The organism is Sulfitobacter sp. TCYB15 (assembly GCF_040435955.1).
GTDB lineage: Bacteria > Pseudomonadota > Alphaproteobacteria > Rhodobacterales > Rhodobacteraceae > Sulfitobacter > Sulfitobacter pontiacus.
The window spans coordinates 82755-102338 of sequence record NZ_CP159196.1 but is presented as its reverse complement, the minus strand read 5'-3'; the positions used below and the strand labels follow the sequence as shown (position 1 = coordinate 102338).

Annotated in this window: 25 protein-coding genes and 1 pseudogene; 16 read left to right on the top strand and 10 right to left on the bottom strand. The window is 60.9% G+C overall.

Features of this window, described 5'->3' with window-relative positions; genetic code table 11:
• Nucleotides 1-2: 2 nt before the first annotated feature.
• The 6 genes from ABM428_RS17245 to ABM428_RS17220 are packed head-to-tail and all read right to left on the bottom strand — an operon-like array spanning nt 3 to nt 4131.
• A complete protein-coding gene (locus tag ABM428_RS17245) occupies nt 3-1376 on the bottom strand; it encodes a M23 family metallopeptidase (RefSeq protein ID WP_114865718.1) in 1374 nt (457 codons plus the stop codon).
• Nucleotides 1373-1990, bottom strand: coding sequence for an SCO family protein (locus ABM428_RS17240; RefSeq protein ID WP_289085209.1), 618 nt, complete (start codon nt 1988-1990; stop codon nt 1373-1375). Before ABM428_RS17240 ends, ABM428_RS17245 begins: the two co-directional genes overlap by 4 nt.
• Nucleotides 1990-2457, bottom strand: a complete 468-nt coding sequence (locus ABM428_RS17235; RefSeq protein ID WP_289085210.1) for a copper chaperone PCu(A)C — start codon at nt 2455-2457, stop codon at nt 1990-1992. The genes ABM428_RS17240 and ABM428_RS17235 overlap by 1 nt, the downstream gene beginning before the upstream one ends.
• Before the next feature lie 23 nt (nt 2458-2480).
• Entirely contained in the window at nt 2481-3140 is a 660-nt protein-coding gene (locus tag ABM428_RS17230; protein ID WP_289091437.1) for a thioredoxin domain-containing protein, read from the bottom strand.
• Nucleotides 3137-3559: a disulfide bond formation protein B gene (locus ABM428_RS17225; protein WP_114865721.1), complete on the bottom strand. Its 423-nt coding sequence runs from the start codon at nt 3557-3559 to the stop codon at nt 3137-3139. The genes ABM428_RS17230 and ABM428_RS17225 overlap by 4 nt, the downstream gene beginning before the upstream one ends.
• A gap of 5 nt (nt 3560-3564) precedes the next feature.
• Nucleotides 3565-4131, bottom strand: coding sequence for an SCO family protein (locus tag ABM428_RS17220; RefSeq protein ID WP_114865766.1), 567 nt, complete (start codon nt 4129-4131; stop codon nt 3565-3567).
• A 207-nt stretch (nt 4132-4338) separates the two neighbouring features.
• Between ABM428_RS17220 and ABM428_RS17215 the strand changes: the two genes are divergently transcribed.
• The 16 genes from ABM428_RS17215 to ABM428_RS17140 all read left to right on the top strand — a co-directional run bounded on the left by ABM428_RS17215 (nt 4339) and on the right by ABM428_RS17140 (nt 14732).
• Nucleotides 4339-4767 carry a helix-turn-helix domain-containing protein gene (locus ABM428_RS17215; RefSeq protein ID WP_037941862.1) on the top strand — a complete coding sequence of 143 codons (429 nt, stop codon included), beginning with the start codon at nt 4339-4341 and terminating at the stop codon, nt 4765-4767.
• Nucleotides 4768-4870: 103 nt separating this feature from the next.
• Nucleotides 4871-5449, top strand: a complete 579-nt coding sequence (locus ABM428_RS17210) for a cation transporter (RefSeq protein ID WP_037941752.1) — start codon at nt 4871-4873, stop codon at nt 5447-5449.
• Between the two features lie 95 nt (nt 5450-5544).
• On the top strand, nt 5545-6300 hold the full coding sequence (locus ABM428_RS17205) for a transglutaminase family protein (protein ID WP_289085236.1): 756 nt from the start codon (nt 5545-5547) through the stop codon (nt 6298-6300).
• Nucleotides 6290-7255, top strand: a complete 966-nt coding sequence (locus ABM428_RS17200) for a cation diffusion facilitator family transporter (protein ID WP_289091435.1) — start codon at nt 6290-6292, stop codon at nt 7253-7255. The genes ABM428_RS17205 and ABM428_RS17200 overlap by 11 nt, the downstream gene beginning before the upstream one ends.
• Nucleotides 7227-7589 carry an STAS/SEC14 domain-containing protein gene (locus ABM428_RS17195; RefSeq protein WP_114865724.1) on the top strand — a complete coding sequence of 121 codons (363 nt, stop codon included), beginning with the start codon at nt 7227-7229 and terminating at the stop codon, nt 7587-7589. The genes ABM428_RS17200 and ABM428_RS17195 overlap by 29 nt, the downstream gene beginning before the upstream one ends.
• Nucleotides 7590-8254: 665 nt before the next feature.
• Entirely contained in the window at nt 8255-9694 is a 1440-nt protein-coding gene (locus tag ABM428_RS17190; protein WP_353628627.1) for a multicopper oxidase family protein, read from the top strand.
• Between the two features lie 37 nt (nt 9695-9731).
• Nucleotides 9732-10187: a DUF411 domain-containing protein gene (locus tag ABM428_RS17185; RefSeq protein ID WP_353628664.1), complete on the top strand. Its 456-nt coding sequence runs from the start codon at nt 9732-9734 to the stop codon at nt 10185-10187.
• Nucleotides 10188-10253: 66 nt separating this feature from the next.
• Nucleotides 10254-10388, top strand: coding sequence for a hypothetical protein (locus ABM428_RS17180; protein WP_353628626.1), 135 nt, complete (start codon nt 10254-10256; stop codon nt 10386-10388).
• A gap of 153 nt (nt 10389-10541) precedes the next feature.
• Complete coding sequence (locus ABM428_RS17175) at nt 10542-10967, top strand: cytochrome c (protein WP_373276856.1); 426 nt, start codon at nt 10542-10544, stop codon at nt 10965-10967.
• Complete coding sequence (locus tag ABM428_RS17170; RefSeq protein ID WP_037941739.1) at nt 10964-11560, top strand: DsbE family thiol:disulfide interchange protein; 597 nt, start codon at nt 10964-10966, stop codon at nt 11558-11560. Before ABM428_RS17175 ends, ABM428_RS17170 begins: the two co-directional genes overlap by 4 nt.
• Nucleotides 11557-12069 carry a TlpA disulfide reductase family protein gene (locus ABM428_RS17165; protein ID WP_066010346.1) on the top strand — a complete coding sequence of 171 codons (513 nt, stop codon included), beginning with the start codon at nt 11557-11559 and terminating at the stop codon, nt 12067-12069. Before ABM428_RS17170 ends, ABM428_RS17165 begins: the two co-directional genes overlap by 4 nt.
• 82 nt (nt 12070-12151) lie before the next feature.
• A complete protein-coding gene (locus ABM428_RS17160) occupies nt 12152-12433 on the top strand; it encodes a hypothetical protein (protein WP_037941737.1) in 282 nt (93 codons plus the stop codon).
• A gap of 44 nt (nt 12434-12477) precedes the next feature.
• Nucleotides 12478-12750, top strand: a complete 273-nt coding sequence (locus tag ABM428_RS17155; protein ID WP_114865727.1) for a hypothetical protein — start codon at nt 12478-12480, stop codon at nt 12748-12750.
• Nucleotides 12751-12811: 61 nt separating this feature from the next.
• Nucleotides 12812-13507: an SCO family protein gene (locus ABM428_RS17150; protein WP_353628625.1), complete on the top strand. Its 696-nt coding sequence runs from the start codon at nt 12812-12814 to the stop codon at nt 13505-13507.
• Complete coding sequence (locus ABM428_RS17145; RefSeq protein WP_051843822.1) at nt 13504-13995, top strand: hypothetical protein; 492 nt, start codon at nt 13504-13506, stop codon at nt 13993-13995. The genes ABM428_RS17150 and ABM428_RS17145 overlap by 4 nt, the downstream gene beginning before the upstream one ends.
• Entirely contained in the window at nt 13992-14732 is a 741-nt protein-coding gene (locus tag ABM428_RS17140) for a cytochrome c biogenesis protein CcdA (RefSeq protein WP_353628624.1), read from the top strand. Before ABM428_RS17145 ends, ABM428_RS17140 begins: the two co-directional genes overlap by 4 nt.
• 103 nt (nt 14733-14835) lie before the next feature.
• Here ABM428_RS17140 and ABM428_RS17135 read toward each other — a convergent pair whose 3' ends face one another.
• From ABM428_RS17135 to ABM428_RS17120, 4 genes and pseudogenes are all read right to left on the bottom strand, one after another.
• Nucleotides 14836-15600 (bottom strand): glutaredoxin, encoded by a 765-nt coding sequence (locus tag ABM428_RS17135; RefSeq protein ID WP_353628623.1) that lies wholly within the window; start codon nt 15598-15600, stop codon nt 14836-14838.
• A 22-nt stretch (nt 15601-15622) separates the two neighbouring features.
• Nucleotides 15623-16495, bottom strand: a complete 873-nt coding sequence (locus tag ABM428_RS17130) for a DUF305 domain-containing protein (protein ID WP_353628622.1) — start codon at nt 16493-16495, stop codon at nt 15623-15625.
• 122 nt (nt 16496-16617) lie between these two features.
• Nucleotides 16618-17038, bottom strand: a pseudogene (gene cueR / locus ABM428_RS17125) (Cu(I)-responsive transcriptional regulator).
• Between the two features lie 18 nt (nt 17039-17056).
• Complete coding sequence (locus tag ABM428_RS17120) at nt 17057-19564, bottom strand: heavy metal translocating P-type ATPase (protein ID WP_353628621.1); 2508 nt, start codon at nt 19562-19564, stop codon at nt 17057-17059.
• Between the last annotated feature and the right edge of the window lie 20 nt (nt 19565-19584).

Genomic DNA, 19584 nt, shown 5'->3' with positions numbered 1-19584 from the left:
GGTCAGAGCCTTTCGGTTGTCGTTTTGGCAATCTCGCTGCCGAGGTTTTCATTCAGAAGCGCGCGCGCCTCGGCCAGGCGGTAGAGCGCGGCGGTATCATCCGCTTCGCTCTCTGCTGCTTCGGCGAGCCGGTTGTCAGAGAGGGGGTCAGTCGGGCGCCCATCCACGAGAACTTCGTAGTGCAGGTTCGGACCTGTCGCCGTGCCAGTCGCGCCGACGCGGCCGATCACATCTCCCGCCGCAACGCGTTGGCCTTGTGCCAGGTCTTCCGGCACGGCGCTCAGATGCGCGTAGCGCGTCATGGTGTCGGAGCCGTGCAAGATTTCGACCACGCGACCATATCCGCCGCGCCAGCCGATGAAATTGACCCGCCCCGGTGCCGTCGCTTGAACCGGTGTCCCACGTGCCGCTGCGAAATCGACGCCGGTGTGCATCCGGACGTTGCCAAAGACCGGATGCGTTCGGCGCCCGAACACCGAGCTGAGGCGCGCACCCTCGACCGGCTGTGCGAAGACGCGCAGCACCTCGCCATCGACGTAGATCGTCGCCTGACCGCTTCCGTCGTCAGGCCATACGATCTCATAGAGCGAACCGCCGATCTCCAATGCCGCGAAGGCAAGATCGGGTTGTCCGATCCTGTCCTCGCCGACCCGCGCCTCGCGCCAGAGAAGCCTTAGTGTCTCGCCACCGGCCATCTCGCGGCGGAAATCCACGGTCCCACCCAGCATCTGCGCAAGGTCCACCGAAAAACGGGCGGGTATGCCGGCTTCGTCGAGTGCCGCGAAGATCGAGCTGTCGATCACGGCTTCGCCGGCAAGGGTTAAGATCTCCGGATCCGGAGCCACGACCTGCGTGGACAACTGCTCGCCGAAAACCACCTCGATCCGCACTCCGTCCTCGACGGCGAGTGAGACGATGCGGGGGCTGCCGTCCACGGTCGAAGCGACAGTGACCGAGTGCCCAGGCCGCAGCCGTCGCAGATCGTATTCCGCGCCAAGCGCGAAGGCAACTTCGGCTCTGTCAGGTGCCGCAAGTCCAGCTTCGGACAGCAAGAAATCGAGCGTCTCGCCAGGTGCAATGTCGCGCGACCACGTCGACAACGGTGGCTCGATCGCCCTTACCGGCCTGTCGGCAAACGCGACCTGCAGAAGGGGTAGGGGGCCGAGGTCGGGTGCATCCTCTGCCCATGCCGTCGCGGGCAGCGTCACGAGGATGTCAACGTTTCTAAAGGCTTCAGGACCTTGGGGCATCCAGCCACCTGCCTGAGCAAGTTCCGGTGGCGCGGGTTCTTTCGACATGAAATCAGAGATGGCGATAGCCGCTCCCGAAACCGTCCCCGCAATTGCGACACAAGCCGCCAAAGTTCTGAGCCTCATGTCGCCCCCTCCATTTCTTCTGCCAGCGCGCGGCGAATTTTCGGCACCGCGAATTCTCTGGGTTCGTGATAGTCGATCATGGTGACGAACCGCCCAGAGGCTGCGAATAGGAAGACGCTCGCGGTGTGGTTCATCGTGTAATCGCCGCTTTCCATCGGCACCCGCACGTAGGTGGCGCGGAAGCCGTCCGCGACGCGCGCGATCTGCTCTTCCGGTCCCGTCCAGCCACGTATCCCAGGATGGAAGTAGCCGACATATTCGGCCATCGTTTCGACAGTGTCGCGCTCGGGATCGACCGTGATGAAAACCACGTTCATCTCGTCGGCCTCGTCTCCCAGATCGTCGAGCCATCCCGAAATGTCCGAGAGCGTGGTCGGGCAGACATCGGGACAGTAGGTGAAGCCGAAGAACGCCATCGTCGGGCGACCGATCAGGGTTTCTGGCCCGACCGCGTTGCCCTCATGATCCGTCAGACGGAAATCCATCTCGGTCAGGGCGACAGGCCGCTGCCCGACAGGTTCCGGTCCATCGACCTGCCACCAACCGACGAAGAGCATCAGGGCGACCGCCCCGACACCAGCCGCGCCGTACCCCAAGATCGCCCGTCGCCGCATCAGTCCTCTGGCCCCCGCGCGGCTATTCCGAGGATCGGCACCTCGACCGTCACTTCGCCTCCGTCGTCGAAAAGCAGGGTCAGCGGAAAGGTGTCCCCTTCCGTCATCGGTTCTTGTAGCCGCATCAGCATTGCGTGCAGGCCCCCCGGTTCGAGCGCGACGCTCTCGCCCGGGGCGATCGCGATCTCCCCCGCCGGGCTCATGGAACTTACACCTTCGGCATTTGTCTTCGTCTCGTGGATTTCGGGCATCATCGCGAGCGGTGTGGCAAGGCCGGTCAGCGTCACTGGCTCGTCGCCAGTGTTGCGGATCGTCATGTAAGCGGCCCCGGGACGGTTCATCCCGATGGAGGCGCGGGACCACGCGTTCTCGACGACAACATCCTCGGGTCCGGCCAGCGCGGGCGCTGAGAACCCTCCAAGGGTCAAAAGCGCCGCCAGTGTGCTGGTCAAAATATACTTTTTCATCGTTCTGATCCTGCCCTTTCCATTCAGCTTTGCGCGGCAGCGACTTCGGCAGCCACCAGACGACGCAATTCTGCCTCTCCGAATGGATCGAGCGGCATGCCGTTCACGAAGAATGTGGGCGTCTGGCGAATTCCCACGGTCTCGACGTCAGCACGATCCTGGTTCAGGATCGCCACGACATCGGGTGCCAGCATTTGCGTGCGCGCGGCCTCGGCATCGAGTCCGGCCGTGGCGGCGATCTGAAGGATCAGGCCAGGCGCCGGGGCACCGTGCGACGCCCATCTCGGCTGTTCCCGCAGAACGGCCTCAAGCACCGGCACGTAAACGTCCTGCATGCGCGCCGCCTCGAGCACGCGGATCGCTTCCTCGGATGCCGCGCCGTGGAAGGGCGTGTAGCGGATCACGACGCGGACAGCATCCCCATGCTCGGCCATGATGTCCTTCACGATGGGATGAAAGGCGCGACAGGCCTCGCAGGCCGGATCGAAGAATTCGACGATCGTGACGGGCGCCTCCGCAGGTCCGAGGATGGGCGAGTAGGGGCGGATCATCGCCTCAGCAAGTTCCGGAGCAACAGGCTCCGCTTCGGCCACCGGGCCGGGGCGGGTTGCAAACCAGGTGGCTCCGCCGAAACCGGCGACGCCGAGGGCGAGAACGGACAGGATCAGGCCGCGTCGGTTCATGTTCGTGTGTCCTTCAATGAAAGGGCCGACAGCGCCCCGATCAGCGCGAAGGCGACGAGCGCCATCAGCGGGATAGGGACGCCGAAGACCAGTTGGTTGTCATCGGTGCAAGAGGGGCCGGTGGCCGTGCAGGGCTGGATGCGTTCGGGAACAAGACCGACGTACAGCCCCATGTGCCACAGGGCGACTGCGCCGCCGCCAAGCGCCAATGCGATGCCGTAGCGCCCCACACGGCCGTCCCGCCACCACAGGCCCAGCCCGAGGATAATGGCCAAGGGGAACATGAAGGCGCGCTGGAACCAGCACAGCACACAGGGCGTCTGCCCCAGCACCTCGCCGATAAAAAGCACGGCAAGCGAGGCGACGAGCGCGATGATCCACGCCAGCCCGAGGGCTGTTTCTCCGAACATACGGTTCATGTCGGTCAAATCCTCTCTTCCAGATCGGCGAGGATCTCTTCGGCGGAGGTGCCGTAGGGCCACGAGTCGGCGAAGCCTGCCTCGGGGTCGAAGAGGAACAGATGCGACGTGTGGCCCATGGTGTACCCATCCGGCGCTGCGGCCTCTTCGACGCGCTCAAAGAAGATTGGAAACGTCTCGGACGTGGCGGCGATCTGTTCCGGCGTGCCCGTCAGCCCAATGATGCCCGCATCGAACAGCGGGACGTATTTGGCGAGTGCTGGGGGCGTGTCTCGTTCAGGGTCGATTGTTATGAAAATCGGCTGGACCTCGGCGGCATCGTCGCCCAGACCGTCCATCACCGCCGCGACCTCAGATAGGGTCGTCGGGCAGACATCGGGGCAGTTGGTAAAGCCGAAAAACACCAGCATCCAGCGCCCCGCAAAGTCCTCCTCGGTTTGAACCATACCCCGGTGATCTGTCAGTTCGAATTCAGCGAAAAAAGGCGGCTCGGCGTCAGTTCGGGCGCTGTCGGCACGATAGTCAGACCAGAGCAAAAGCCATACGAAGGCAAGCGCTGCCACGCCTGCCAAAACCCAAAGAAATTTCTGTGCCGATGTAAGGGACAATCCTGTGCGCCTGTTTGTGATTCTTATTGCATGTGCGGATACATCCTCTAGCCGCTAGAGGTTCAAGCACGAAATCATGGTATAGCTTGAACTCACGCGTCTGTGAATCCGGCACTTGTTTATTCCGACGGCAAAACCTACACAAACTGTATCTTTTTCATGGAGGCGAAAATGCTCACGATCGGTACCCTGTCAAAGAAGACCGGCACAAAGGTGCAGACCATCCGGTACTACGAACAGATTGGGCTCATGCCCGAACCTGGCAGGACCGAAGGCGGACAGAGGCGCTACGACAATGCACAGCTCGACCGACTATCCTTCATCCGCCATTCGCGACAACTCGGTTTCTCGCTCGATGCGATCCGCGAGCTGCTCGACCTCAGCGACCATCCCAACCGACCCTGTGACGAAGCCGATGCGATCGCGCGCCGGCAGCTCAAACAGGTGGAGCAGCGCATGGCCCGCCTGAAGGCGCTGCGCACGGAACTGAAACGCATGGTTCACGAATGCAGCGGCGGGCGGATGGGAGATTGCAAGGTGCTTGAGGTGTTGCGGGACCATTCGGAATGCCTGACCGAGCACGAGGAAATCGGGGCCTGAAGGAATTCAGCCAACATTCCGGCTGGAACGCAGATCAGCCGCAGAAGTTAATGTGTCGTACAACACAAGCTGGAACCACAAAATGGCCGCTAGACAAGATTCAATGGAGAGACGGACGCTTTGGATCGTTCTGGCGCTCAATATCGGTTTGGCCGTGGCCTTTTTCGCAACAGGCGCCTTCGGCGACTCAAGTGCCCTGATCGCCAACGGGCTCGATAACCTCTCCGACAGCTTCGTCTACGCGATCAGCCTTTTCGCTTTGTCCCGATCCGACAAATGGAAACGCGGGGCGGCGAATGTTTCCGGTGGGCTGCTGATCCTGTTCGCTGCAGGCATCCTCTACGATGCGTGGCGCCGCTACATCGGCGGGTCAGATCCGCTCGGGACGATCATGATCGCCATGGCCCTGATTGCTGCGGCCATCAACGCAGTCTGCGTCTGGCTGCTCGCTAAGCTCAAGGATCCGGACGTCAACATCCGCGCGGCCAACACCTTCAGTTACAACGATTTCGCCGCGAACCTCGGAATCGTCGTGGCTGGCGGCCTCGTCGCCTGGCTAGGAACCAACTGGCCGGACCTCGTCGTCGGCGTGATTGTCGCCGGGATCGCGGCCTGGGGAGGTATCGACATTCTGCGCGACGCACACGGCGAACACCACAAAGCAGTTCATACGGGAAAGTAAATGCGGGAGATTCTTTCTGAAAGAAAGGATTGAAGCTACAGTGACTATAGCAATTAGTCTTATTCCAAGACGATTCGAGGAGCGACCCGTTGCAGATGACCGACCCCCTACTTGTACCCACCAAACTACTGAATTTTGATGCCGCGCCTCTTGCGCATCTAATTGAGAACCGCAGCTGGCGCGGCTTATCCGAATACGATCAGATCGGAGCTGCCTATGATTTCGTTCGGAATGAAATCGCGTTCGGATACAATCGAGCTGACGACATCCCCGCATCCGAAGTGCTTTCCGACGGCTACGGGCAGTGCAATACCAAAGGTACGCTCTTGATGGCGCTGCTGCGTGGTGTCGGCATTCGTTGCCGGTTGCATGGGTTTAAGATCCACAAAGGCTTGCAGCGCGGTGTTGTCCCTGAGCTGGTGTATCCGCTTGCTCCGCAGGAAATTCTCCACTCATGGGTAGAGATCGAATATCAAGGTGCCTGGATCAACCTTGAAGGCTTCATCTTGGATGACGCTTTCCTCAATGTCCTGCAAACGTCATTCTCGGACACAGAAAGTCTCTGCGGTTATGGCGCGGGCACGGATTGCCTTGGCGCGCCTCCCATTGCCTGGAACGGAGAAGATACCTACATTCAGAAAACCGGCATCGTGCAAGATTTCGGCGTGTTTGATACGCCGGACGCCTTCTATTTGTCCCATGAGCAATCCTTTGGATGGCTGCGTGGTGCCCTTTACCGTCATATCATACGCCACTGGATGAATGCGCGCGTACGTGGTTTCCGCAGCGGCCGCCTCAAGACTGACCGACGCGCGACACACGCGCATGAGGAGCCTGCCAATGCCGCATGACCATGGGCACGCGCATATCGATCCGGATTCTGGCGATCGGCGGGTTGCCATCGCCATCTGGGCAAACGGGCTACTTACCGTTGCGCAAGTCGTTGGGGGCATATTCTCGGGCAGTCTGGCACTGATCGCCGATGCGCTGCACAACTTTTCCGATATGGCCTCGCTTGTCATTGCCTTCGCCGCACGCAAGATCGCACGCCGCCCGGCCGATGAGCGCATGACCTTCGGCTATGGCCGGGTCGAAATCGTCGCGGCCCTGATCAACTACACCACCCTCATCGTGATCGGCTTCTATCTGATCTACGAAGGCGGCATGCGCATGATTGACCCACCCGAAGTCATGGGTTGGACCGTCGTCATTCTCGGTGGAATTGCGCTTGTGGTCGACACGCTGACCGCAATGCTGACCTATTCGATGCAGAAGGGCAGCGTGAACATCCGCGCGCTTTTTCTGCATAACCTGTCGGACGCGCTTGCTTCGGTCGCGGTTATCGTCGGTGGATCACTGATCATCCTTTACGACATGCGTTGGGTTGATCCTGCCATCACCATCGGCATCGCGCTCTACATCCTGTATCTGTCTTTCACTGAAATAGGCGGCCCAATCCGAACCCTGATGCTCGGGAGCCCGCCGGACATCGACAACGAGGCCGTCGTCGAAGCGATGCGGAAAGTCGAAGGCGTCGCCGACGTCCACCACGTCCATCTCTGGCAAATGCAAGAGCACGAGGCTGCGCTCGACTGTCATGTCGTCGTGGCAGCCGAGGGGTGGTCGAAGATCGAAGAGATCAAGAGCGCGATCAAGAAGCGGCTGAAGGAAGAGTTCGGCATCAGCCATTCCAGTCTCGAATTTGAGCACGAGGATCGCGCTCATCAGAACGCCGATCTCTACGGTCACGGCAACGCAAGTGAAAAGGAGAAGACCAATGTTCAAGGAAACGCTGACCGAGCATGATGATGTCATCGGGCTCGTCTGCGAAGGCAAGTTGACAGAGGCAGACTTCAAGAAAATGCACGCGCTGCTTCATGAACGTCTTGGAACAACTGATAATCCGGGTCTGGTTCTCGACCTTACAAGTTTCGAGGGCTACGAAGAGCCTTCGGCGATCTTGGAAGATCTGAAGATCGACACCGCCCACGTGAACGATTTCCGTCGTATAGCGGTTGTCGGAGAACGTAGATGGATGGAATGGGGCGCACGGGTGGTCAACCTACTGACGGGCTCCGAGATGCAGTGGTTCGAATCCAGCGATACCGAGTCCGCACTTGCGTGGGCGCGTGACGGGTAGCCAACGATTCTGCAAGAAAAGGACTAACTGAATTGGATATGGAATAATGCTTCTGGCGGATCCGGACCTACTACGTAGCGACTTTAACCGGGTACTGTGTGCCGATGTGCGATTCGAGTGAAATGACATCCGCCTCAAGATCGTGAGGCTACAGGGACATCACGTCCAAGTTACAGAATATCGCTTGACCTCCCCTTACTGGAAGGTTGTAAAAACTGTTTATGTTCCGCGTTTTTCGCCTTGTTTTGATTCTCATGCTGACCTTCGGTGCAGTGACTGCGCCGGATGTGTCGTCGGCCAGTATGTCGGTCACGGCTATGGCGCAGATGGACCCCTCCGAGAGCGCGGATGGCCGTTGCGGCGGGTGCTATCCCACCGGATTTGCTGAGGGCACTGCCTGTGAAGGTGGGTGTCCTGTTCCTTGCGGCTCCAGCGGTACTTCTGGCCTCCTTGCCAATATGCCGTCAGCGCGGCTCACGAGGCCTTTTGGTACTGCCGTCCGGGGTGCCGAACCTCTGATCTCACTCGGCACGAATCCGTCGCTTGATCCATTCCCTCCCAAACTGCCTGTCTGAACCTGAAACCGGCCTCGCCTGCTGCGAGGCCTAATTGTTGCCTTGGCCGAAGCTGGCTGAGTGCGACCCTTTCAGATCAAGGCAAATGCGATGATCCTCCACAGACCGATTTCACGAAGGCACGTGCTTCGCACAGGTGCCGCATTAACAGCCCTATCCGCTCTGTCACTTGCACGAATGGCGATGGCCGATCCAACTGGGGACCCATTCGTCCTACGCGCGGCATCCGGACAGGCCGCCCTGCGCCCGTCACCATACGGCCCGACTAATGTCTGGAGCTATAACGGGTCCGTCCCCGGCCCTGAAATCAGGGTCCGGCAGGGCGACCGAGTGCTGGTTTTGGCTCAGAATGGGTTAGATGAAGGGACCACAATCCACTGGCATGGCATCCGCACGCCCAATGCGATGGACGGAGTGCCGTTCCTCACGCAGGACCCGATCCCGGTTGATGGCGATTTCCTGTACGAATTCGATGCACTGGATGCGGGCACGTTCTGGTATCACCCGCACCAGCGCAGTTCGGAACAGGTCGGACGTGGACTCTACGGGCCGCTGATCGTCGAGGAGGTGGACCCGATCCGCGTGGATCGTGACCTGACCTGGATGCTGGACGACTGGCGCATGACGCGGGCGGGGCAGTTGTCGAATGACTTCGACAACCGCCACGACGCGATGCACGGCGGTCGTATCGGCAATTCCGTGACCATCAACGGCCAGATACCCGAACGCATCGCGGTGCAATCCGGTGAACGCATCCGCTTGCGGCTAATCAACGCGGCGAACGCGCGGATATTCGGGCTGGATTTTGGAGATTTTGAACCAGTCGTCGTCGCGCTGGATGGCCAACCCGTGACCCCTCATGCACCAGATGGCGATATCGTTGTGATCGGCCCTGCCATGCGTGTCGATCTGGTGATCGACATGACCGGCAAACCCGGAGAAGTCGTCACGGTCACCGATGCCTTCTACGAGGGTCTCGAATACCGTCTGGTCGATCTCGCCTACGGGCCGGACAAGTTGCGGGACAGTGTACCGGATTGGCCGATGGACCTGCCGCCCAACCCGCTGGCGGAACCGGACATGGCGTCGGCCGCGCGACATCAGATCGTCTTCAACGGCGGAATGATGGGGCAGATGATGATGGGCGGCGGCATGGGGTCAATGATGGGCCAGATGCGCGAAGGAAACATGTGGTTCATCAACGGCGAAGCCGCGACGGGTCACATGATGGACCCCTTGCTGGTCCTGCCGCTCGGCACATCGCATGTGTTCGAGATGGATAATCGCACCGCCTGGCACCATCCGATCCATTTTCATGGGCATTCGTTCCGTGTGATCGCCCGCAACGGACAACCGACTCGGTATCGCGAATGGCAGGACACCGTCCTGATGGCACCCGAAGAACGGGTCGAGATCGCCTTCGCCGCGGACAATCCCGGTGACTGGATGTTCCATTGCCACATTCTGGAACACCAGGCGGCGGGCATGATGGGCGTCATCCGTGTCGAACCTGGCACGACCAAAACCTGAAACTCACACACTTAGGACCATGAAAATGAATGAACCGATAAAGAAGATACTTGGATTTGCCAGCCTCGGCACGGCAGGTGCCGTCGCCGTCCTTGCGATGAGCCTGAATGCCGCGCCTGCCGCGGCGCAGGAGGTCACGCTCTACAAGAACCCACAATGCGGATGTTGCGAGAGTTACGCGGACTATCTGCGCGAGAACGGTTTCACGGTGGAGGTGAAGCCGACCCACGATCTGGCGCAGATCAGCCGCGATGCGGGCATCCCGGATGACTTCCAAGGCTGCCATACAGGCTTTTTGGACGATTACGTCATCAGCGGCCACGTGCCGATTGATGTCGTCTACAGGCTGCTGGAAGAGCGCCCGGAAATTGCCGGTGTGACTCTTCCCGGCATGCCATTGGGGTCGCCGGGTATGGGCGGCGCGAAACAGGAGCCCTTCAAGATTTACACCGTCGAGGAAGGTCTGAGCCCGACCGTATATTCGGTCGAATGATCAATCGCGCGGTCTGGTGCGAACCCGTGCCAGACCGGTTTCAAGGGAAAACAAAGGATGGAATGCATGATGGTGGACGGTGGAATGATGGGCGGCGGCATGATGATTGCGATGGGCCTCGTCTGGTTGCTGATCGTGGGTGTGCTGGTGCTCGCGGCGATCGCTTTGGTCAAATACATCCGTTCGGACAGCGGAAAATAGAAATGTGCCAGAATGCGGATTGAGGGTGCCAGCAGCGGCGACAGCCTGTTGTCGATGGGGTTGGTCTGGGCGCTTTGCGTCCTGCTTGTCCTGTCGTCGCTCGCGGCACTCATCGTCCTCTGTAGGTGGCTCGTAACAAGAAGGCGGAAACTAGTGAAAAACACGATTAGGCTCTCGGCTGTCCTGCTCGCCACAACGGTTTTGCCGGTTGCGGCGCAGAGCGACGTGCGCATGGGTGAGCGCCTCTATCAAGAGAATTGCGCCAGTTGCCATGGGGCGAGCCTAGAGGGGCAGCTAGATTGGCGCTCCAGATTGCCGAACGGAAGGTTGCCTGCCCCACCGCACGACGCCTCCGGCCATACCTGGCATCACCCCGACCGCGTATTGTTCGACATCGTGAAACGCGGACCGGCGGCGATTGTCGGGAACGGGTACGAAAGCGACATGCCCGGATATGAGGATGTGCTGACAGACGATGAGATCACGGCGATCATCGACTACATCAAGAGCACATGGCCCAACCGGATCCGCGCGTCGCAGGAAAGCCGATCCCTTGCCGATGAGCAGGCGCAGCCATGACGGAAGAGGTCGAGAGAAATGCCGACCCTGTGTCGCGACGCAGAATCTCCGGGTTCGTGCTGGTGCCGCTGATAGCTTTTGCCCTCATGGTCCTGTTCAGTTGGGGGCTTTTTTGGGGTGGCGACGACTTGCCGTCGGCACTTCTCGGTAAACCCGTGCCCGACTTCGCGCTGCCCCCGGTGCTCGGCCGCGAAGAAGGTCTTTCGACGCAGGACCTGATCGGCCATGTCTCGCTGGTGAACGTCTTTGCCTCGTGGTGTGTGCCCTGCCGTGCCGAACATCCGCTGTTCATGGAGTTGAGCGCAACCGGTGAGGTGCCGCTCTACGGAATCAACTACAAGGACCCGCCCGATCAGGCGCGCGCCTGGCTCGACGAGTTGGGTGATCCCTACGCGCGCATCGGGGCCGACATCAACGGACGCGCCGGTATCGAATGGGGCGTCTATGGCGTGCCCGAAACCTACGTCATCGCGCCCGACGGCACCATCGCCTACCGCCATGTTGGTCCGATCACACGAGCAATCCTGCAGGAAACGCTGCTGCCGATCGTCCGTGACCACAAAACCCAATCCGCCAAGGAGAAAACGCCATGAAAAATCTGAAACCGGCGCTGATCGCCTGGGCACTGTCCGTCGGCGCGGCTTTCGCGACACCGCAAGGGTTTGCACTTCACGACACCCCGCAGCCTGTCGCCAATGTGCGCTACGAGAAAGATGACGGCAGCCGCGGAGACATGGAAGATTTTCGCGGCAAGGTGATCCTCGTGAATGTCTGGGCAACCTGGTGCGTCCCCTGCCGCGAAGAGATGCCGACGCTCGATGCGCTTCAGGCGGAACTTGGCGGCGACGACTTCGAAGTGGTTGCCCTTTCCATCGACCGGGCCGGATCACAAATCGTTCGGCGTTTCTACGACGAGATCGGTGTCACCAATCTCAATATGTATGTCGACCAGACCATGCTTTCGATGACCGCGCTGCGCACCGTTGGCCTGCCGACGACGATCCTGATCGACGCGCAGGGGCGGGAGCTCGGGCGACTGGTCGGCCCGGCCGAATGGGATGATCCCGAGATGGTGTCCTTTTTGCGAAGCTTTATTGAATGAATTCCAGCAAAAGTCCACTGCTCACCCTTGACCTTCCAGTTACTGGAATGACTAGCTTTTAATCATCGAAAGGACTTTCCGGATGACCGAAATATCACCTTCCAACATTGCGGGTGCCGCCAACATCGAAAGCGCAGGAAATTGGCCCCGGTGGTTGACGCGCAGACGATTGCTGTTCGTCGGTGCGGCAACTGTGATGGGGGGCGGCATGGCCCTGAACTGGGGATGGCTCACCGCGATCGGGCTCGCGCCTGTTCTGGTCTCGCTGGCCCCCTGTGCCGCGATGTGCGGCTTGGGTCTGTGCATGAAGGGCGGGTCTGGAAAGGGCTGCTCCAAATCGCCGGAGGGGGCGTCTCCCGACTGAGCTCTTTCAATAACCACACGACCAACCAACCCAAGGAGAAAACCATGAGAAAAGCATTTAAAACCTTCGTCGTCGCAACGGCCCTTACCGCAAGTGCATTTGCCGTCAGCGCCCAAGAACAGACCACGCCGGAAACGGGCGAAATGATGCAGAATGAGGGGGCCATGCAAGGCGGCATGATGGACGGCGACATGATGGACATGATGAAGATGATGACCGAAATGAAGCCCATGATGGAAGCCTGCACCGAGATGATGGCGTCCATGACCGAGAATATGGACGGCGGCATGATGCCTTCGCCAAATTCTGACGGCTAAATTGCCGAAAGTGCCTGTCGGTCTACGGATCGGCAGGCAATAGTTTTGAAGGATTCAAGAATTGACAGCACTAACACGACGCGCCGCTTTGGCGATACTTGTGACCACGATTTCGTCTCCGGCCTTCGCCGATCATCCGGGTGAAAACCTGGATGCGCGCATGTTCGAGATGGAGCCCTACTTCCAAGCCATCGATGCAGCGCAGGCTCCGGGTTTCGAGCTGCAGGATTCCGAGGGGAATCCCGTGCGCTTGTCGGATTTTAGCGACAAGGTGGTCATCCTGCACTTCATCTACGCCAACTGCCCGGATGTCTGCCCGCTCCACTCCCAAAAGATCGCGGCCATACAGGCCTCGATCAACGACGGGCCGATGAAGGATTTAGTGCAGTTCATCTCGATCACGACCGATCCGGTGAACGACACGCCGGACGTGCTGCGCGATTACGCGGATCGGCATGGGTTCGATCAAAGCAACTGGGTCATTTTGACCAAGCAGCCCGATCAGGCTGAAGACACCACGCGCCTTCTGGCGCGGGACTATGGGCTTGAGTTCACGATGACCGCCGACAGCGACATGATGACGCACGGGGCAGTCACTCATGTCTTGGATATCGGTGGGCGGTTCGCCGCAAAATTCCATGGCATGGAGTTCAAGAACGTGAACCTGATCCTCTATGTCAGCGAGTTGATCAACAATGCCCAGCATCGACGCCGGGAGCTCAGCTGGTGGGACCGGCTGACAGGTGTGTTTCAATGAGTGTCGTCGCGACTGGCGTCAGGCTGTCCTTAACAGACGGAATTTCCCTGACAGCTCTGCGTCGGTATTTTGCGGTGATCATCCCGGCCAACTTGTTCTGGGAGTTCGCGCATATGCCGCTCTACACGATCTGGAACGAGGGCACTTGGGGTGAGATCGTTTTCGCAGCCGTCCATTGCACGGGTGGCGATATCCTGATCGCCATGAGCGCGCTGATGCTTGCCCTCATGCTGACGGGCCAGGGCTGGCCTCTGGTCGCCTCCACGCGGCGGTCTGTGACCGTCCTGACGGTGGTGTTCGGGCTGGGATACACGCTGTTCAGTGAATGGCTCAACATCGTGATCCGTGAGGCATGGGCCTATTCGGACCTGATGCCGATCATTCCGATCCTCGATGCGGGCCTGTCACCTGTTTTGCAATGGATGGTGGTCCCGCTGGTCGCGTTCTGGTGGGCCGTGTGGCCCTTCAGCACCGAGCGTGATGTATGATGGATATTTCCGGCATCGGCATTTTCGCGGCATTCCTGGCGGGAGCCATCTCTTTCCTGTCACCCTGCGTCCTGCCGCTGGTGCCGGGCTACGTATCCTATATCGCGGGTCAGCCGGATTTGCGCACGACGCGGTCGGTCGGCTTGCGGGCGCGCGCCGGGGCGCTCGGGTTGAGTGCCTGCTTTGTCCTGGGCTTTTCGACGGTCTTCGTCGCCCTCGGGGCCGGGGCCAGCGCGCTCGGATCCCTGCTGCTGACATGGCGCTCCGAGCTCAACTTTCTCGGCGGCGCGATCATCATTCTGTTCGGACTGGTCACGCTGGGTGTCTTTCGTCTGGAGACGTTCTCGCGCGATACCCGTTTCAATCTCGACATTCCCGGCGGTCGCCCGTTTGGGGCCTACGTGCTGGGACTGGCCTTCGCCTTTGGCTGGACACCCTGTATAGGACCGATCCTCGGCGCGATCCTGACACTCAGTTCGACGTCCGGCGGCATGTCGGACGGCATCTGGCTGCTGTCGATCTATTCCGCTGGACTGGGGGTGCCTTTCCTGCTGGCTGCGCTGTTCACCGACGCCATCGCCGCGCGGGTCAGACAGATCGGCAAGGCCGGTCGCTGGCTCTACAAGGGCGCGGGCGTCGCCATGATCATCATGGGCATTGCCATCATGACTGGTCAGCTGTCCCGTTTTGCCTATTGGCTTCTGGGGACGTTTCCCTTTCTCGCGACGATCGGCTGACGAACTTCGAACCAGCTCTTGGCGCGATGGCTGGTAAGTGGGGATCATCTCCACCAGTCAAAAAGGTCGTACACGCCGCGCCTCTGTAGAGGTCGCGGGGCCGTCAACCGATCAGGTAGAACCGGATCGGCATCCAGATACCCATGACCATCGTCATCAGGTTCTCGGTGAGCGAGACGAACCCTAGTGGCACGTTGCTGTCGCCCCCGACGCAGGCGCATTTCAACTCGCGCTTGTCGATATAGACCGCCTTGAAGACCGATACCGCTCCGACGGTGCCGATGAACATGGCCACGGGAGCCGACAGCCAGGTGAGCGCCCCGGCGACCATGAGGACACCGGCGAAAGCCTCTCCGAAGGGATAGATCTTGCCGTAAAGCACCCAGCGGCGCGCCAGCAGATTGTAGTTCAGGAACATGGTCGAAAAGCTTTCGACAACCTGGAGTTTCTGCACCGCGAGAAAGCACATTGAGATCGAGATGAACCATTCCAGCGTGCGCAGCGTTAGGATGTTTCCGAAGCTGTACCACGACAGGCCGAGCGCCATCAGGAAAGCGACCGCGAAGATCGCGATCACCGGCTGGTAGGCGGTGTCCGAGCGTTCGCTTTCCGGCGCGTCGAGGCCGAAATGCACCCGCAGATCGTCATAGCCGCCGATCCGCTCATCGCCGATCCACGTTTGCGGCGTGGTTTCGACACCATGTTCATCCATGAAGGCGTCTGTTTCCTCGCGTGTCGTCAGGTGATGATCCTCGACCTCGTACCCTTCCCGTTCGAGCAGGTCTTTGGACTTGAGACCATAAGGGCAAAGATGATCCGGCATGACCATCCGGTAGAGTTGGGCTGATTTCGATGCGCCTTTCGGCATGGTGTTTCCTCCAGTTTCTGGTTCAGGCACCGCAACCGTAATATCCGCGATACCCTGCACGCAGACCGGACCCAAGTTCGAGAACGAGATCGGCGTCCTGCATTTCGCCACTATTTGCGTCCAATATGCCGGGTCCGCTCGGCGCGCTCAACGCCACTGTCATGCCTTCCGTGCCCCAAGTGCTTCCGGCGTCGCCAGCCTCCAGCCGCACCAGATCGCCGCTGATCTTGGCGAGAGCTACACTCCCACCGTCGATGCGGCCCACCGCCAGCGCAGGCCTGCTTGTGGTGGTGTAGGTGAACGTGCACGCGGCGCCGCCGGGAAACATCTGCGCAATGTCCTCCGTAGTAAGAAATTCGAGGTCGAGAATGGCGACTTCCGGGGTTGATAGCGCCTCGTCAAGGCTCATGATCTGCGGCGGTCCGCTTTCTGACTGTGCCGGACTGTCACCGTTGGCGTCGATATCGTTCACCAGATAACGCATCTCGGCGATTTCCTTGTCCTGCGCATAGATGATCTCATCCGCCAGCTTGCGCACGCGCGGGTCCGAGATATCGGCGCGGCTGGAGGTCATGATCGCGATCGAGTGGTGCGGGATCATTGCCCGCATGTAGCTGGTGTCGCCCACCGTCACCTGGCTGCGGACCAGCCAAATCGAGGCGGCAAAGACCACAGCGGCACCGATGAAGATGGCGGCGTTAGCCATCTTGCTGGAATACATCGACAGCATGAAGCCCAGCATGATGATCGCCATGGTGGCACCCATCAGGAGAGCCATGTAGGTCCGCGTTTCGGACCAGAACACATGCGTCCAGAGATAGGTGTTGAGATACATCAGACCGAACATGACGACGGTAGATGTGGCGATCATCGCGAAAAAGCGGCTGTAGGACATGGAATCCTTCTCTCCCGAAATTGTGAAAGCTGAGGACGGAACAACTTTCCCGCGCTGGAATGTTCCGAAAATCCGTTCCCAAGATGGCGGCGTCGCTGCCGCGCCAAGTTTTTGGAGTGTCGTCAGATTGCGGCTTTGGTGGCCGAAGGCGATTTCTCATACATCGCCAGATCGGCCAGGATCGGACAATTGGGGGGGGTGGTCACCTGCACATGCATCGACAAGGTGCGATAGAGTTGCGCGCATCTCAGTCAACTCCGTAATCTTGCGATCGATCCGGTCGAGATGTTCTTCGGCGATCTGCTTGACCTCGGCGCTGGCCCGGTCGGTATCGGCATAGAGCTTCAGCAGGCTCCGGCAATCCTCGATGGTAAAGCCAAGCGCGCGCGCCCTCCCGAGAAACGCCAGCTTGTGCACATCGCTCTGCCGAAAGCTTCGATAGCCGTTGGTACTGCGCAGCGGCTCGACCAGCCCGATGTCCTCGTAGTAGCGGATGGTCTTCGCAGGAAGGCCGGACAGGTCGGCCACGTCTCCGATATTCATGATCGTTTTCTCCTTGTTTCATTCCGCCGGGAGGGGGGACATGCGGGGGGCAGTCGCGGCATTCGCCGCGTCGTCCATCGCCGGGCGGACACGGCGCAGGCGCAGCGCGTTCGTCAGTACGAAGACCGAGCTGAGCGCCATTGCCCCAGCCGCCAGCACCGGCGACAGCAGCAGGCCCGACACCGGGTAGAGCAGTCCCGCCGCCACCGGAATGAGGGCTACGTTATAGCCGAAGGCCCAGAACAGGTTCTGGCGGATGTTGCGCATCGTACGCCGCGACACTTCCAGCGCGTTGACCACGCCGCGCAGATCGCCCGACATCAGCACCACGTCGGCCGATTCGATGGCGACGTCGGTGCCGGTGCCGATGGCGATGCCCACGTCCGCATGGGCAAGCGCGGGCGCATCGTTGATGCCGTCGCCGACAAAGGCGATGTGCTGGCCCGTGCCGCGCAGATCGTCCAATGCCGCGACCTTGCCATCCGGCAGCACACCCGCGATCACATGGTCGATGCCGGTCTCGCGCGCGATGGCTTCTGCCGTCTCGCGCTTGTCGCCGGTGATCATGGCAACCTTCAGGCCCAGATCGTGCAGCGCCCGGATGGCTGCCGCGCTGGACCGCTTCACCGGATCGGCCACGGCGATGACGGCGGCAACGCGTCCGTCGATGGCGGCGTAAAGCGCGGTGCGGCCCCGTTCGGCCAGGCGGCGCTCTTCGTCGGCCAACGCACCGATGTCCAGCCCTTCGTGCGTCATCAAACGGTCGGCCCCCACCAGGACGTCATGGCCCGAAACCTCTGCCCGGACACCGTAGCCGGTGATGGAGGTGAATTTCTGCGCGTCGTGACGGGCAACGCCCTCGGCCTCCGCCGCCCGCAGGATGGCCTCGGCGATGGGATGTTCCGACTGCGCCTCGACCGCCGCGATCAGCGCCAGCACCTCGGCGCGGTCAAAGCCGTCGGCCAGCACCAGATCGGTCAGCTCGGGGCGGCCTTCGGTCACCGTGCCGGTCTTGTCCAGCGCCACCACATCCACTGTCGAAAGCTGTTGCAGCGCATCGCCCTTGCGGAACAGCACGCCCATTTCGGCGGCGCGCCCTGTGCCCACCATGATCGAGGTCGGCGTAGCGAGCCCCATCGCGCAGGGGCAGGCGATGATCAGGACCGAAACACCGGCGACCATCGCAAAGGACAGGGCGGGTGACGGCCCGGCCAGCAGCCAGACCAAGACGGTCAGGGCGGCAAAAGCCATGACCGCGGGCACAAACCACAGAGTGATCCGGTCGACCAGCCCCTGGATCGGCAACTTCGCCCCCTGCGCCTCTTCGACCATGCGGATGATCCGGCCCAGCGTCGTATCCGCCCCCACGCGCGTCGCGCGGAACCGAAAGGCACCGGAGCCGTTGACCGTCCCGCCTGTGACGGGGTCGCCCACCGACTTGGCAACCGGCACCGGTTCGCCGGTGATCATGCTCTCATCGACACGCGCGCTGCCTTCGGTCACCTCGCCGTCCACCGCGATCCGCTCTCCGGGACGCACCAACAGGATGTCGCCCGCAGTGATACGTTCGATAGCCACGTCCTGCGGCTCTCCGCCCACCACCACTCGTGCGGTCTTGGCCTGAAGGCCTAGCAGCTTCTGGATCGCGGCCCCGGTCCGGCCCTTTGCGCGGGCTTCCAGCCAGCGGCCCAGCAAGATCAGCACGACAATGACCGCCGCCGCCTCGAAATAGACCGCGCGCGACCCTTCGGGCAGCAGCGCGGGCGCGAAGAGCGCCACGAGGGAATAGAGATAGGCCGCCGAGGTGCCGACAGCGACAAGGCTGTTCATGTCCGGTGCGCCCTTGAGCAGCGCGGGAAACCCGAGCGTGTAGAAGCTGCGCCCCGGCCAGAACAGGACCACGGTGGTCAGACCGAACTGGATCAGCCAGCTGGCCCGGTGGCCAATGGTTTCGCCGATCAGGCCATGCATCCCGGGGATCAGGTGCGCGCCCATTTCCAGCAGGAACACCGGCAGGGCGAGGGCCGCCGCCATAGCGGTCCTGCGGGCCAGCCTGCGCGCCTCTTCATCCTTGCGGGCACTCGTGTCTTCCGGCGCGCTGTCCTGCGGCAGGGTCGCGGGATAGCCTGCGTCAACCGCCGCCTTGAGCAGGTCGGCGACCACGACCGCGCCTTCGAGATAAGTCACCGTGGCGGTTTCCGAGGCCAGATTGACGTTCACGTCCAGCACGCCCGTCATCGCCGCCAGCGCCTTGTCCACCCGCCCGACGCAGGACGCGCAGGACATGGAGGCCACGTTCAGACGAACGCTCTGAGTCCGGACGGGATAGCCGATCTCTTCCAACTTCTCGACGATGTCCGAGATGCGCTCCGGCCCGTCGATCTGCGCCTGGGCCGTCTCGCTGGCGAGGTTGACGCGAACGTCGCTGACACCCGGCAGGCCGGAAAGCCCACGCTCCACCCGCCCAACGCAAGAGGCGCAGGACATGTTTTGAAGGGAAAATCGGACGTTGTGCGGACCGGACATGGAAATCTCCTGATTCTGAT

What these genes read in the sequence shown, in the direction of transcription:
- ABM428_RS17245 (WP_114865718.1), bottom strand. Translation starts at nt 1,376, where the DNA reads ATGAGGCTCAGAACTTTGGCGGCTTGTGTCGCAATTGCGGGGACGGTT.
- ABM428_RS17240 (WP_289085209.1), bottom strand. Translation starts at nt 1,990, where the DNA reads ATGCGGCGACGGGCGATCTTGGGGTACGGCGCGGCTGGTGTCGGGGCG.
- ABM428_RS17235 (WP_289085210.1), bottom strand. Translation starts at nt 2,457, where the DNA reads ATGAAAAAGTATATTTTGACCAGCACACTGGCGGCGCTTTTGACCCTT.
- ABM428_RS17230 (WP_289091437.1), bottom strand. Translation starts at nt 3,140, where the DNA reads ATGAACCGACGCGGCCTGATCCTGTCCGTTCTCGCCCTCGGCGTCGCC.
- ABM428_RS17225 (WP_114865721.1), bottom strand. Translation starts at nt 3,559, where the DNA reads ATGAACCGTATGTTCGGAGAAACAGCCCTCGGGCTGGCGTGGATCATC.
- ABM428_RS17215 (WP_037941862.1), top strand. Translation starts at nt 4,339, where the DNA reads ATGCTCACGATCGGTACCCTGTCAAAGAAGACCGGCACAAAGGTGCAG.
- ABM428_RS17210 (WP_037941752.1), top strand. Translation starts at nt 4,871, where the DNA reads ATGGAGAGACGGACGCTTTGGATCGTTCTGGCGCTCAATATCGGTTTG.
- ABM428_RS17205 (WP_289085236.1), top strand. Translation starts at nt 5,545, where the DNA reads ATGACCGACCCCCTACTTGTACCCACCAAACTACTGAATTTTGATGCC.
- ABM428_RS17200 (WP_289091435.1), top strand. Translation starts at nt 6,290, where the DNA reads ATGCCGCATGACCATGGGCACGCGCATATCGATCCGGATTCTGGCGAT.
- ABM428_RS17195 (WP_114865724.1), top strand. Translation starts at nt 7,227, where the DNA reads ATGTTCAAGGAAACGCTGACCGAGCATGATGATGTCATCGGGCTCGTC.
- ABM428_RS17190 (WP_353628627.1), top strand. Translation starts at nt 8,255, where the DNA reads ATGATCCTCCACAGACCGATTTCACGAAGGCACGTGCTTCGCACAGGT.
- ABM428_RS17180 (WP_353628626.1), top strand. Translation starts at nt 10,254, where the DNA reads ATGATGGTGGACGGTGGAATGATGGGCGGCGGCATGATGATTGCGATG.
- ABM428_RS17170 (WP_037941739.1), top strand. Translation starts at nt 10,964, where the DNA reads ATGACGGAAGAGGTCGAGAGAAATGCCGACCCTGTGTCGCGACGCAGA.
- ABM428_RS17165 (WP_066010346.1), top strand. Translation starts at nt 11,557, where the DNA reads ATGAAAAATCTGAAACCGGCGCTGATCGCCTGGGCACTGTCCGTCGGC.
- ABM428_RS17160 (WP_037941737.1), top strand. Translation starts at nt 12,152, where the DNA reads ATGACCGAAATATCACCTTCCAACATTGCGGGTGCCGCCAACATCGAA.
- ABM428_RS17155 (WP_114865727.1), top strand. Translation starts at nt 12,478, where the DNA reads ATGAGAAAAGCATTTAAAACCTTCGTCGTCGCAACGGCCCTTACCGCA.
- ABM428_RS17145 (WP_051843822.1), top strand. Translation starts at nt 13,504, where the DNA reads ATGAGTGTCGTCGCGACTGGCGTCAGGCTGTCCTTAACAGACGGAATT.
- ABM428_RS17140 (WP_353628624.1), top strand. Translation starts at nt 13,992, where the DNA reads ATGATGGATATTTCCGGCATCGGCATTTTCGCGGCATTCCTGGCGGGA.
- ABM428_RS17135 (WP_353628623.1), bottom strand. Translation starts at nt 15,600, where the DNA reads ATGCCGAAAGGCGCATCGAAATCAGCCCAACTCTACCGGATGGTCATG.
- ABM428_RS17130 (WP_353628622.1), bottom strand. Translation starts at nt 16,495, where the DNA reads ATGTCCTACAGCCGCTTTTTCGCGATGATCGCCACATCTACCGTCGTC.
- ABM428_RS17120 (WP_353628621.1), bottom strand. Translation starts at nt 19,564, where the DNA reads ATGTCCGGTCCGCACAACGTCCGATTTTCCCTTCAAAACATGTCCTGC.